Source organism: Mesorhizobium sp. P171375 (assembly GCF_057786075.1).
On sequence record NZ_JBYNWF010000001.1, the window covers coordinates 2797396 to 2810576 of the forward strand.

The following is a 13181-nucleotide window of genomic DNA, read 5'->3' on the forward strand; positions in this document are numbered from 1 at the left end:
CAACGCCAACCAAAGTCAGCGGCGGCAGGGGCCTGTACGCGCTGGCGCGTGCGGACAGTTCCCAGGCGCCACCCAGGGCCGCTGCGCCAACCAGCGACCTCGATGCGCGGACGTCCGCGCCGATGGCCTCTTCCAGCGCTACAATGAAGGCCTCGCCGACATTCCCCGATGCCGTCTCGCAGCTCCACAGCCGCAGTTCGCCGTCCGCGGCGAGCGCCCTGCCGATGGCGGCGAAGTCCTCAGCGCCTCCCTTCAGTGTGGCCGCCGACCATTCACCTGCAGTGAAGCTAATCCGGCCAGGCCCGCCGTGCGCGATGACGTGCACCGCCTCGAGCCCTTCGTGCCCTGACAATGCGGCAGCGATCTGCTGCGCCGCCGGTCGGCGGCCGTCCAGCATGACAGCCCGGACTTCGGGTCGCACGTTGCCGAGAACTGTCTGAAGGTCGGAGATAGAAGGATCGACAAAGAGAATTTCAGAGGCACGGGCCATGACTGGCTCCTGTTGGCTTCGAATTCAATTCAAGGGGAAACCGCCCACCGGCTTTGCCGGCGAGCGGTGAAACAAGGGGATTTGGTAGAGGTCATCGTCCGGACGGCCCGACGGCGCCGTCGGGACGTTCGAAAGCGGGGCTCTCTACGCGCAGGAAGCTGCAGGCCTGGAAATTCCCGCCATCGTCAAACGTGCCAATCGCAAATGAGCCGGCTGCGGCCGGAACCTTGACGGTGACAGCAACGGCGAGGCTTCGCTTGGCGGCCTTGGGAAGAATGACCTGGCCGACGATGGCGCTCTTGGCCGTGTCCAGGATAAAATAGGGCACATTTTCGGTCGTGTCGCCGATGGGCAAGACGCCTCTAACGGCAACTTCCATGACCGCAAACCCTGCTATGTAGCTCATCATGTCCTCCTTGGTCGGCGGCGGCTGCGCCGCTGTGTGTCTTGTTTCGTGCCTAGGTTTCTATCGCTGCCGAGAGCCCGCGCTCGCTGAGGCCGGCCGCGCTTCTATCGGCACTCGAGCCGCGCGCATTGAGCAGCCTGCAGCTCCGTGAACCAACCGGCGACGCGCATTGCGACGAGACGCACGCGCAAGGCTTGACGGCCTCTTGGTGCCGCTCGATCGAGCGGCGTCCCACTTGTCTTCACTGAGGGTGTGGAGTTCGCAGGCGTGCGGCGGTCCACAGGGCGCCGAGGAATACCCGTCAATCGCGGGGCAATCCTTGCTGGCGAGAAGGTGCGGATAATTGAGGGGTTGATCGAAGCGGAAACCTGCGTCGCGGGCGCATCGTTTCGCACTTGGTATCACACCAACCACAGCCAACTCCCAACATGCGTGTCAACTTGCGAGGGAATCGACTACTTGCAAGGGAACATCAGGTTGGGAAAACGCTGACCTTGAGTTCAAGGCAGTACGACGTCTTCTTTGCACGCCACCAAACACCCTCGGCGCCCTCACGCACGAAGTGACTTGCTCCAGATACTCTCTTGGCTTCGCAGACCGCACGGACCGACAGGCCTACTGCCCGGTCCGCGGAAACCCTCCCATATATAAGGCATTAGTAAATTATAAAATTAGCAACTTGTAAATAACCTGTTTACGATTTGTTAATTGCGCAACCACGGCTAAGTACCTTGGCAAACATCGAGATGGCGCGCATGCGGCCAAATGCATCGAAAAATCCGGGGCTTAAAGATGCTCCGCCTTCGTTAGCGGCGGACCCTTGATATCGCGGCGGAGCTTTTGCGTGAGCGATTGGCCCAATTGGAAGGTTTGTTCGCCCCCTTCGTCCAAGGCGACCGCGAGGCCCTTGCTGCGATGGAAAGTGCTGGCTAACAATGGATGGCGCTGAGGTCGCGTTTGCAAAGGAAGGGATGAGCGATACTTTGCAACAGAGGTCATGCAAATGGCCGAGGCGGGGGCAATGCATATGGGGCATGAAGGTCGGACACGTCCGCATCCGAACGGATCGCAGTCCCAAATGAGACCCTGGCACAAATGTTACCGCCTCGGCGCGCAGTCCTGCGGGGAGCCAATAATCAGCACATGACAAGCGGCAAGCGCCTCTGTCTCAACATGATCGTCAAGAACGAGATGGCGAACCTTCCACGCTGTCTCGGGGCGGTTGTCGACCACATCGACTGCTGGGTCATCGGCGACACCGGCTCGACCGACGGGACCCAGGATTTCGTCAAATCGTTCTTCGCTGCCCGCAACCTGCCGGGCGAGTTGCACGAATTCCCATTCCATAATTTTGAGCAGGCGCGCAACGCGGCCCTCGATCATGCCTATGCCTCCCCACTCGCTTACGACTATCTGTTGTTTGACGACGCCGACATGGAACTGGTGGTCGAGGATGCTGGCTTCCGCGAGCGCCTCGACAGTTCGGGCTACCGGCTGCTGCAGCGGTCGGATTCCGGCCTGGCTTATTGGAACACGCGGCTGGCCAAGCGCGACGCCGGCGCTCGCTACCACGGCGTGACCCACGAATATCTCGACGTGCCCGGTGGCGTGCAGGAACTGCGCAGCGCTTGGTACAAGGACCACGCCAGCGGATCGAATCGCGTCGACAAATTCGAACGCGATGCCAGGCTTTTGTTGGAGGCCCTTGAGAAGGATCCGGAAAATCAGCGCTACTGGTTCTACCTGGCGCAATCCTACCGCGACGCCGGGCGGACGGCTGAGGCCGCAGTGGCCTATGCCAAGCGCGCCGCGATGGGCGGCTGGGACGAAGAGGCGTGGAACGCCCGATTGCAAGAGGCGCGCTGTCTGCGCAAACTTGGCGACGAGCCTGGCTTCATTCAACAGGCGCTTGCCGCCTTCAATCAACGGCCGCAACGTGCCGAACCGCTTTATGACCTTGCGCGGTTCTATCGCGACAAGGGGATGAACCACGCCAGCGTGTTGTTCTCCGAAGCAGGGCTGGCGATCAAGCGGCCGGAGCATGACATTCTGTTCATCGAGGACCACATCTACACGACAGGCCTGCTGGAAGAATTTTCCATTGCGGCAAACTACGCGCACGATCCCGTGCGCAAGGACCGCGGTTTCGCGGCCTGCAACTGGCTGGCGCTGAACCGGACCATCGGCGACGGCCCCAGGGAACTGGCGTGGTCCAACCTGTTCTTCTATGTGCACCCAGCCAAGGCAATGATGCCGTCCTTCAACGCGCGTCCGGTCGGCTTCACGGCGCCCGATGGCTATCGGTCGTCAAACCCATCAGTGGCTCGATTGGGCGAGCACATCGTGCTCTTGCAGCAAACGGTGAACTACACCTTGGCCGACGACGACCTCCTGTCTGACACGCCTGACGGGCGACCGGTTCACACGCGCAACTTTCTGCTTCGACTGAGCGATGAGCTCGCCATCCAGTCCGCAAGCGAGATTTTGCCGCCGGTTGACATGCCGGAGCCCGCTAATGGCCGGGTTCTCGGATTTGAGGACATGCGCCTGTTTGCTTGGCGCGATGCGCTGCGGGGCGTCTCGTGCGTGCGCGGGCTGACACAGGAGGGTTGGTGCGAGCAGGTCATCGCGCGCATCGACGAGAGTGGCGCCTGCCGGCTGGCTGACTGGCGCGTGCTGCATCCGGCCGGACCGCGAGGGCACGAAAAGAACTGGATGCCGCAAGTCAAGCTCAGCATGGTGGAAGGAACGGCAGATACGCTGCAGTTCATCTGCCTATGCGATCCCACCCGGATCGTCGACGAGCGGGGTGCCACTGTCAGCGAGACCGCTCCCGCGATTGCCGCACAACGGTTCAGGGGCGGAACCCAGCTGATCAAATTTGCCGGCGGGTGGCTCGCCCTGATCCATGAAGTACAGTGGCGGATCGCGGAGAAGCGACATTATTACCTGCACCGGTTCGTCTGGTTCGACGAAGCAAACATCTTGCGAAAGGTAAGCCGTCCGTTCTTCTTCGACAAAAAGGGCGTTGAATTCGCCGCCGGGCTGGCGTGGCACCCGGACGAAAAGCGTTTGCTGATTTCCTACAGCGTCGCCGACAGTGAGTCCTGGATCGCAACCGTCGAAGAGGCGGAGGTGAGGTCGCTGCTGGAGGATGTGGATAGCCTGCCATCGGGTAAGGCAGATACGCCGTCTGGGTTGACGCTAGCCTCTGTGCATGGCTCTCCGCTAATGGAAACAGGGATCAATCCTTACCGCACTGACGACGGAGCCGTGGGTGATGCAAGCCTGGCGCCCTCGGAACGCAAGAACCTCGGCGCCGGCGGCATGAAGTCGACCGGTGAGATCTTTCATGAGCTGGCGCCGTTTCTGCCCGACGTCGATTCTCCGCTGGAACGACGGGAACGATCTCGCCAGTTCGACGCGCGGATTTCTCCCTTTCTTGACAGCGACAACACAGCGCTTCCGCAGATCCACTGCTTCTACCAGGTGATGTCGGACAAGGCCGAGCATCGTACCCTCATTGCCGCCACGACCTCAATGCGGGCAGCAGGCCATCCGGTGCGGGTGTGGAGCTACGCACCCGAGAAGCTCACGTTCCTCGTTCCGCACGGGATCGAAGTCCGCAATGCCGACGACGTCATGCCGCGTGCTTTTTTCGAGCGGATCGTAGCGGGCTCAGAGATCAGGTATTTCAGTGACATTTTCCGTTATGCAGTGCTTTACGAGCATGGCGGGCTTTGGATGGATTCCGACGTCATCCTGCTACGGCCCTTCCCCTTCCGCGGCGATCATTTCTTCAATTTGCAATGGCGCGGATCGCACAAGGGCCACTTCATTTGCGGCAACGTCATCTACGCCAAACCCTACAGCGGCCACCTCAGGGCGCTGTACGAGATGTCGATCTCGCGCTTCCATGATGCCAGCGGCAAGGAGTTCGGCGATATCGGCCCCAAGCTGCTGTCCGACTATATTGCCTCCGATCCAGGAGCCGCGCTGCGGGAATGGGTGTTCAGCCCGATGTTCTTCAACACGATCGACTGGACGGAGATCGACCGGTTCGAGAAGCCGATAGCGGAATTGGCTGACTATCTGAACGACGAGCGGGTGTTCGGCATCCACCTGTGGACGGCACGCAATGAGGCCCGTCCGGGCGGCGAGGGCGCGCCGCTAATTTCGCAGCTGATCAATCCGCTCGACAGCTTTCCAAGCCTCACAAGCCTCGCCGACCGCTTTAACACTGACAAGAACAGGCACACCGGTAACCGACACGCCTATGCCAGGGTTTATGATCGGTTGTTGTCGCCCAGGCGCTTGTCGATGCGGCGGTTGATGGAGATCGGCCTGTGCCGTGGCTTAGCCGAGGGCAATCAGACCGAAACCCCATCCGTCTCGCTGTGGCAGAGCTATTTTCCGTTCTGCCAGGTGATCGGTGTCGACCTGACGGATTTTTCGCAGCTCAACAATGAACGGTTCAAGTCGTTTGTCGGGGACCAATCCAAGCTGGACGATCTGCGCCGCGTCGCTGCAAAGCTAGAACCGGAATCGCTCGACGTAATCGTCGATGACGGCAGCCACGCCTCGTTCGACGAGCAGTTGACCCTGCGCGAGTTCTTCCCGCTGCTCGCCGAGGGCGGTTGGTATTTCCTCGAAGACCTCGACTGGCAGCCACCAGGTGAGGACCTTGGCAAGATCACGCTGACCAAGACCCTGCTGCGGGAGATCCAGCAGCACGGCAGCTCGCGTTCGGTCGATCCGCTGGGTGTGAGCGCGCTTGCAGATCAGTTCGCCGAGATCCTGTTCTTCGACAGCCACTATGAGTTGAACCGGGCCAAGCTGATGGGTGGCTTGGTCGCTATCCGAAAGCGCGCTGGATCGGGGCACTTGCGCTAGGCAATGTCATGCAACAGGCTTGAGTAGCGGGGTGCATTTGAAAGTCGCGGTCTACACCATCGCATTGAACGAAGCCGCCCACGCCGAGCGGTGGGCAAACTCGGCCGTCGACGCCGACTATCGCATTGTCGCCGACACCGGCAGCACCGACGGTACAGTAGAACGGCTGAAGGCAGCTGGCGTCACCGTGCACCAGATTGCGATCCGCCCGTGGCGCTTTGACGACGCCCGCAACGCGGCCATGGCACTTATTCCCGCCGATGTGGACGTGTGCTGCACGATGGACATGGATCGATTTCTCGAGCCTGGCTGGCGGCCGAAGCTCGAGGCGGCCTGGAAACCTGAGACCACTGCCCTTTTTTGTCAGACCACCTACAAATCGCGTGTCGATGACCCGACACCGTTGCGAACCTGGCCGGCGAAGAATTTTCACCATCGCTGGGGGTATCGGTTCAAGCGCCCGGTCCATGAGGCGCTGGTGTTCACCGGAGAAAGGGAAGTGACGGCAAGCAGCAACGACATCGTCATGTTCGAGGTACAAGACCTCACCAAGCCAACAAGGAACAGCTATCTGCCTCTTATGGAAGTCGCACACAAGGAAGATCCCGCTGACGCACAGATCTGCTTCTGGCTCGGTCGAGACTTGATGTGGGCCAATCAGCAAGATCGGGCCGTCCAGCTGCTTGAACGCTACCTTGCCTTGCCTACCAGCACATGGGGCGAAGAACGATCCGAGGCGATGCGTTACATCGCTCGCATGCGACCGGAACAAAGGTTGTCCTGGCTGGACAAGGCGCGGATGGAAGCGCCGCATCGCCGCGAGATCTGGCTCGACCTCGCCGAAGAGTTCCACGGCAAGGCCGACTGGCTGAATCTTTTTTGGGCTTGCACCAACGGGATCGAAAAGACGCATCGCACAGGTAGCTATTTGGACGACCAGAACTGCTGGAGCTTTCGGCTGTATGATTTGGGTGCGATAGCGGCGTGGCATCTCAATGCGATGGACCGCGCGGTAGAGTGGGGGCAAAGAGCGGTCGAGCTCGATCCAAACAATAAGCGGCTCAAGGATAATCTCATTTTTTTTATACGGCGCCGAGAAGAGGTGCGAACGGATCTGTAGCGCCGCCCGAAATCTAGAATTTGCTCTGGAGAACCCGAAGTGAGTCGAGCGGAAATAATCGCTTTGGTAAAACGCGAGACAAATATGGTCGTTCGGAGCGGCCCTTTCTCTGGTTTGCGATTACACGATGTGCAGACTTGGGGGGGCGGCGACGATATTGGCCCGCAGCTCCTTGGCGTCTACGAAGAGGAGCTCCACGGCGCTCTTTGCGAATTCATAGATCAAAAGCCAAATATTGTTGTCAATGTTGGCTGCGCAGAAGGGTATTATGCCGTTGGCTTGGCATTGTCAGTTCCAGATGCCCGCGTGATTGCGTTTGACATCGATCTCCGTGCCCAGGAAGCATGTCGCGCCAATGCAGATCTTAACGGGGTCGGTGAGCGTCTTAGGGTCGAAGCAAGTTGCACGCCGGCCCGTCTCCGAGAGATTTTAACTCAAGACCCGGATGCTCTCATTGTAGTAGATTGCGAGGGTTATGAAAAAATACTTTTTGATGAAAAAGACACCGTGGCTGCCTTGGGGCAGGCGAACGTTATCATCGAGATGCACGAATTCGTGGACAGGAGTATTCTTCCGCGTTTAACCAACCTCTTTTCGCCCTCCCATCGCATTTCGATTATTCGTAGCGGACCCCGCAATCCTCACGAATTTTCTTTCCTTGATGGATCGAGTGACGCCGACAAGTGGCTGCTGGTTTGTGAAAATCGTCCCGAGTTGCAGCGTTGGCTCGTGTGCGAGCGGCGCGTGTTGCCTGGCATACGAATGTCGGATTTTCAGCGTTCAGCGTCCATAATTCACCAAAATTCGCCCCTCCATCCAAAGCATGGCCCAGGCAGTAACGACGTCGCGGGATCAAATAGAGGGGCCTGCGAGACGGGCCTGCTCGAAGGATCTGGGAGGCTCGGAGCTCGATCTTATGAAATAGGCGAGAGCGGTAGGTTAAGTTCACTCTATCGACCGTTAGTGTGCACAATTGTCTACGGACCTGACGAGTATTTTGAATGCCTTCGCTGGTTCCTTTTCTCTCTGTGCGAATTTGGAAACTATGAGGGGGAAGTTGTCGTAATAACTGATAGATCTATAGATAAAACCGCTAATTATGTGCCGGATAATTTACGACAAAGAGTTATTTTATTGCATACATCAGATATATCGCACTCAACGAGATACACATTAAACGATCTTGTTCTCGGAGGCTACTCGCCGATACTATATATCGACAACGACGTTGTGGTGGATGGAGATATCGAAAGCACTATTAAGGATATAAATGAATCATGTGGAGTTTGCGTCACCACGGAAATTGAATCGTATAAAGATCTGGTGGCTGATAATATAGGAAAGGTTCATGATACGCGACGCGTTGGAAATTGGTTTGGCTTAGAGCTGCTGAAGACGGACCTTGACTGTGCCAATGAGAAATTGCCGCTAGCCAACTCCGGAATTATTGGATTTAGGAATAAGTATGACTTCGAGATTGTAGCGGATATTGTTCGAAAATTATATAGTCATCCGAGCCATCGCGATTTGGTAAAGTATTTTGGTGACCAGCCACTTCTGAATTATGCCCTGGTGAAGACTAATTTGGGATCATACGGGCCTTTAAGCGAAAAGTGTAGGTTTGCAGCCGCTTGGCACTCGAGTCAGGTCGAGCGGCGTGGATTCGTCCATTTTGTCTGGGCAAGAGGTGAGGACAAATGGAAGCAGATGAAGTCATACGTCGAATTTCTGCAGGGTAAGGAGTGATTTGTAAGCGTACAGCTGGATCTTTTCTGGGCGCCCACGCCGTCATTTGACGGCTGGATTTACGCCCGTCTTACCCCGCACGCTTAGGAAGCCTTAGGCGTTCGAGTAGGTTCGTTAGCGAAACGACCGCGGTGTGGCGATATGGCCGAAAGCGGCAAGAAGTTGGACACATTAGATGAGGAGGCGCGAGTTCATCACCATGAATGCCGGTACAGTGGTCGCGGGCCTAGTGTACGCAACGTTGATCCGGCAGCGCAACATCGACATGAGACAAATGGCTATGGCGGCACAACCTTCTCTCCCAGTAGCGTCGTCCTCGACGCTACTCACCGGGCCGATCGAACTCGCAGGTGATTGGGGGGATACGCTTCCACGTGCGGCAGAGCAAGTCGTCGAGCGCATGCGGCTCGCCTGCTTCGATGGCGTCCGTCTCGTTTCCGACCGCCAGCCAACGCGACTTCGCGTCGATCAGCACACCTCCGGGCAGCCGGCGATCTGGCTGCACCCGGATGGCACCAGCATGGCATGGATCATTGTCGATATCGGCGAACGGGACTGGTCAAAGCTCGCTTATCAGTTCGGCCATGAACTCGGCCATGTCCTTGCCAACAGCTGGCAGCGCGACGCCAAGCCGGCGCCGCCCTGCCAATGGCTCGAGGAAGCGATGGTGGAGGCCTTCTCGCTGCGTGGCCTGAGGCGCCTGGCGACAAGCTGGAAGGAGAATCCGCCATTTGCCGGCGACAACGCCTTCGGCGATGCCATTGCCGAGTATCGTGAGAGTATCATCAGGGGCTACGCCGCGCTCGCCGACAGCCAGGGGCTGAGCCGCGACGCCGCCGCCTGGTTCGGCGACCATCGAAGCGAGATCGAAATACCCGGTCTCAATCCGCTTGCTCAAGCAATGTCCCGGACCATCCTGACTGAGTACGAGGCGGCGCCCGACTGCGTCGAGGCCCTGGGCGCACTCAACCGTTGGCCCGGCCGCACAGGTGTACCGATCGCAGAGTATCTGAAGCTATGGGAGGCGAGTTGTGCGGAACTGCAAGCCTCGCCGCGACTGCCGGTCCGGCTGCGCGAACTGTTGCGCATCACGTGACGGCTACGGACCCGTACAGAACAATGCGGGAGCGTTGGCGATTCTGGTCCGCAAGGGTCAATAAAATAAACGGCCTTGTCCGATCCTTCGGGCTCATCCGCGCCCCATCACCCGTAACACCCGCGCTCCACCGCCAGCCGCCGCAGCAACGCCAGCACGGCATCTATCGTCGGGGTCGGCCTGTCCGTTAACCGGCCAAGTTCCTGGACTGCCGTCACCAGCGCATCGATCTCCATCGACCGGCCGCGCTCGAGATCCTGCAGCATCGAGGTCTTGTGCTCGCCGACATCGCCGGCGCCCTTGATGCGCCGGTCAACCGCTATGGGAAAGCGTACGCCGAGGCTTTCGCCGATCGCCTGCGCCTCCAGCATCATGGTGCGGGCAAGCATGCGGGTGCTCTCGTCGGCAACGATCGCGGCCAGCGTGCTGCCGGTCAGCGCCGAGATCGGGTTGAAGGAGAGATTGCCCCACAGCTTCACCCAGATCTCGCTGCGGATGTCGTCGCGGACCGGTACCTGCAAGCCGGCCTTGACCATTTCCTCGGCCAGAAGCGTCACCCGTTCGCTGCGCTCGCCAGAGGGTTCGCCGAGCGAGAAACGCTTGCCGTCGACATGGTGGATGAGGCCTGGCGCATCGACTTCGACCGCAGGATAGACGACCGAGCCGATGACGCGCTGCGGCCCGATCCGCTGCCAGATGGCGCCGCCACGATCGACCGCGTTCAGCCGGGTGCCTTCGAGCGACCCGCCGACGCCGTGGAAATACCACCACGGCACGCCGTTCTGCATGGTGACGACGGCGGTGTGGTCTCCCAACAGCGGTGCGATCTGGTCAAGGGCTAGGGTGAGAGAATGGGCCTTCAGCGCCAGCACGACATAATCCTGCACGCCAAGCACCTCGGCCGTGGCGGCGGCCCGGACGGGGACCGACATGTCCTGGCCATCCTCGATCAGGCGCAGGCCGTTTGCCTTGATCGCCTCTAGATGCGCCCCGCGCGCGACGATCGAAAGATCGATCCGCCCGGCCATTGCAAGCTTGGCCGCGAGATAGCCGCCGATCGCACCGGCGCCGAAGACGGTGACCTTCATCGTCAAAGTCCGAGTTTGGCGGCAAGGCCGATACGCTGCAATTTGCCCGTCGCGCCCTTGGGGATCTCGTCCAGGATCAGGATCTTGCGCGGCACCTTGAAGTCGGCAAGCCGCGTTGCGGCATAGCTGCGAATGTCGCCCTCGGTGGCACTGATACCTTCGCGCAGCACCACTGCCGCCGCCACCTCCTCGCCAAGCTTGTCATGCGGCATGGCGAAGGTGACGACCTGCGCCACCGCCGGATGATCCATCAGCACGTCGTCGACCTCGAGCGGCGAGATCTTTTCGCCGCCGCGGTTGATGATCTCCTTGAGCCGTCCGGTGACGCGCAGATAGAAGTCCTCGTCGAGCACGCCCTGATCGCCGGTATGGAACCAGCCATGCGCGAAGGCCGTGGCGTTGGCATCCGGGTTCTTCTCGTAGCCATTCGTCACATTGGGCCCGCGAATGACGATCTCGCCGGTTTCGCCGGGTTCGAGCAGCCGCCCGTCGGGCGCCATGACAGCCACTTCCGGACCGGCTGAGGCACCGACGCTGCCCGGTTTGCGTTGGCCCGGCGGCAGTCGGTTCGAGGCCATCTGGTGCGCCGCCTCGGTCATCCCATAGGATTCGATTACCGGGCAGCCGAAGGTCGCCTCCAGTTCGGCCATCACCTGCGCCGGCAGTGACGCCGAGGACGAGCGGATGAAGCGCAGACGCGCTGCCGACAGCGCCTCGGTGTTGCGCGGCGCCCGGGGCAGGATCGCCTGATGCATGGTCGGCACTGCGGTGTACCAGCTTGGTTGTGCCTCGCTCAGCCACTGGAAGAAGCGCAGCGCGTTGAAGCCGGGCGTGCAATAGATGCTGCCGCCTGTTGCCAACGACGACAGCACGGCCGCGATCAGGCCATGGATGTGGAAGAGCGGCATGATGTTGAGGCAGCGGTCATCAGCTGTCAGGCCTAGCGTCGCGCCGATATCGGCGGCCGAGGCCGCGATGTTGGCATGGCTGAGCGGCACCAGTTTTGGACGCGATGTCGTGCCGGAGGTGTGCAGCAAAAGTGCGATGTCGCCGTCTTGCGCCATATCGGGAACGGCCTGCGGTCCGATCGCCGCGCCCTCGATCATAAAACTTCCGGCCGGTGCGTCAGGCTGCGCGACCAGCCGGAGCACGCCAATACCAAGGCGTTCGGCCACTGTCACCGCGGGGCCGGTGTCGCCCTCCGCAACGAGGATCGCCTTGGCGCCGATGTCGGTCAGGTAGAAATCAAGCTCATCAGCCCGGTAGGCTGGATTGAGCGGCGCTGTCGAGGCAGTGGCCGCCACGGCGACAAAAGCGGTGGCCATCTCGGGCCCGTTCGGCAGCACGATCGCCACCCTGTCGCCCCGGTCGATGCCGCGCTCATGCAGCTGTTTTGCCGTGGCGGCGATCAGACCGCGCAATCCGCCATGGCTGAGCGTCGCCCTGTCGGGTGCCAGGATCGCCGGAGCGTCATCAGCGCCGGCGGCGAGACGGCGGGAGAGCCCAAGGGAATTTTCACTACTGGCCATGATCACCGACTATCCTTCCAACCTGTCGAAATCCAGTCGCGACACGCCATTGTGATGTCATGGCAAAACCGACCCTATCAATATCCGAGCGCCATCCCGTCCTTGCGCGGATCGGAGGCGCCTGTCAGCGTTCCCTTTTCCCAGTCGATCAGCACCACTTGCCCGCCGCCTAGAGGATGATGCGGCTCGGCTATGCGATGGCCACGCTTGCGCAGCCCTTCGATCGCCTCGGCGGCAATGCCGCGTTCGGCCTCCACAGTATCATCATTGTAGAACACCCGCGGCGCATCCAGCGCCTGCCGAAATCGATCATGTTGGTGAGCAGGTGGACATGACCGAACGGCTGGTAGCCGCCGCCCATGACGCCGAACGGCATCACCACGCGACCGTTCCTCGTCGCCATGCCCGGCATGATCGTGTGCATCGGCCGCATGGCGTGCGGGCGCGCCTGATCCCATCCGGTGGATCGTCATAAGCATTCATGGAATTCCGGATTGGGCCAGCGAGGGTGAGGTTCGTACCACGGGGGTTCCGTTCAGGACCACGGACGGCGAGGCGCAGATCGCTGCTGTACGGCAAGGGGTCGGGATGACGACACTGCCGTGCTTCGTCGGAGATGCCGACCCTTTGCTGGTGAGGGTGCCGGGTACCGACCTGCACATGTACGGAACGGTTTGGCTTCTCACACAGGGTGAGACGCGCAAGACGAAGCGCGTGCGGCTCTTCACCGAGTTCGTATCCCGCAGGCTCGCCGCGTACGCGCCGCTTCTCACGGGACTGTCCGTATCGCGCGACTGACGCGCGGCAGTCGCC

Annotated in this window: 7 protein-coding genes and 3 pseudogenes; 5 read left to right on the top strand and 5 right to left on the bottom strand. The window is 60.3% G+C overall.

From position 1 onward, the window contains the following. Positions 1 to 40 precede the first annotated feature (40 nt). Positions 41 to 490 (bottom strand): annotated as a pseudogene (locus ACYHH6_RS13500) (DUF4347 domain-containing protein); the annotation flags it as partial. A gap of 91 nt (positions 491 to 581) precedes the next feature. Continuing rightward, the gene (locus ACYHH6_RS13505) at positions 582 to 896 is read right to left on the bottom strand and encodes a hypothetical protein (protein WP_162712396.1); all 315 of its coding nucleotides are present in this window, start codon (positions 894 to 896) and stop codon (positions 582 to 584) included. Positions 897 to 2069: 1173 nt separating this feature from the next. Here ACYHH6_RS13505 and ACYHH6_RS13510 point away from each other — a divergent pair. The 4 genes from ACYHH6_RS13510 to ACYHH6_RS13525 all read left to right on the top strand — a co-directional run bounded on the left by ACYHH6_RS13510 (position 2070) and on the right by ACYHH6_RS13525 (position 9751). Beyond that, positions 2070 to 5789, top strand: a complete 3720-nt coding sequence (locus ACYHH6_RS13510; protein WP_352592950.1) for a glycosyltransferase — start codon at positions 2070 to 2072, stop codon at positions 5787 to 5789. Positions 5790 to 5820: 31 nt separating this feature from the next. Then, complete coding sequence (locus tag ACYHH6_RS13515; protein WP_352592953.1) at positions 5821 to 6909, top strand: tetratricopeptide repeat-containing glycosyltransferase; 1089 nt, start codon at positions 5821 to 5823, stop codon at positions 6907 to 6909. Between the two features lie 39 nt (positions 6910 to 6948). Then, a complete protein-coding gene (locus ACYHH6_RS13520) occupies positions 6949 to 8655 on the top strand; it encodes a class I SAM-dependent methyltransferase (RefSeq protein WP_352592956.1) in 1707 nt (568 codons plus the stop codon). Positions 8656 to 8896: 241 nt separating this feature from the next. Then, positions 8897 to 9751 carry a hypothetical protein gene (locus tag ACYHH6_RS13525; RefSeq protein WP_352592959.1) on the top strand — a complete coding sequence of 285 codons (855 nt, stop codon included), beginning with the start codon at positions 8897 to 8899 and terminating at the stop codon, positions 9749 to 9751. Positions 9752 to 9858: 107 nt separating this feature from the next. Here the strand turns inward: ACYHH6_RS13525 and ACYHH6_RS13530 are convergent, their stop codons facing one another. The 3 genes and pseudogenes from ACYHH6_RS13530 to ACYHH6_RS13540 all read right to left on the bottom strand — a co-directional run bounded on the left by ACYHH6_RS13530 (position 9859) and on the right by ACYHH6_RS13540 (position 12801). After that, the gene (locus ACYHH6_RS13530; RefSeq protein WP_352592962.1) at positions 9859 to 10839 is read right to left on the bottom strand and encodes a 2-dehydropantoate 2-reductase; all 981 of its coding nucleotides are present in this window, start codon (positions 10837 to 10839) and stop codon (positions 9859 to 9861) included. A 2-nt stretch (positions 10840 to 10841) separates the two neighbouring features. Continuing rightward, positions 10842 to 12368: an acyl--CoA ligase gene (locus ACYHH6_RS13535; RefSeq protein ID WP_352592965.1), complete on the bottom strand. Its 1527-nt coding sequence runs from the start codon at positions 12366 to 12368 to the stop codon at positions 10842 to 10844. 77 nt (positions 12369 to 12445) lie between these two features. After that, positions 12446 to 12801, bottom strand: a pseudogene (locus ACYHH6_RS13540) (gamma-glutamyltransferase). On the opposite strand from ACYHH6_RS13540, the pseudogene ACYHH6_RS13545 reads away from it, so the two are divergent. After that, positions 12795 to 13166 (top strand): annotated as a pseudogene (locus tag ACYHH6_RS13545) (LysR substrate-binding domain-containing protein); the annotation flags it as partial. The pseudogenes ACYHH6_RS13540 and ACYHH6_RS13545 sit on opposite strands and share 7 nt — an antisense overlap. Positions 13167 to 13181 lie beyond the last annotated feature (15 nt).

Excerpts from the sequence above, each read along its gene's own strand:
- ACYHH6_RS13530 (WP_352592962.1), bottom strand. The coding sequence starts at position 10,839 with ATGAAGGTCACCGTCTTCGGCGCCGGTGCGATCGGCGGCTATCTCGCG.
- ACYHH6_RS13510 (WP_352592950.1), top strand. The coding sequence starts at position 2,070 with ATGATCGTCAAGAACGAGATGGCGAACCTTCCACGCTGTCTCGGGGCG.
- ACYHH6_RS13505 (WP_162712396.1), bottom strand. The coding sequence starts at position 896 with ATGAGCTACATAGCAGGGTTTGCGGTCATGGAAGTTGCCGTTAGAGGC.
- ACYHH6_RS13535 (WP_352592965.1), bottom strand. The coding sequence starts at position 12,368 with ATGGCCAGTAGTGAAAATTCCCTTGGGCTCTCCCGCCGTCTCGCCGCC.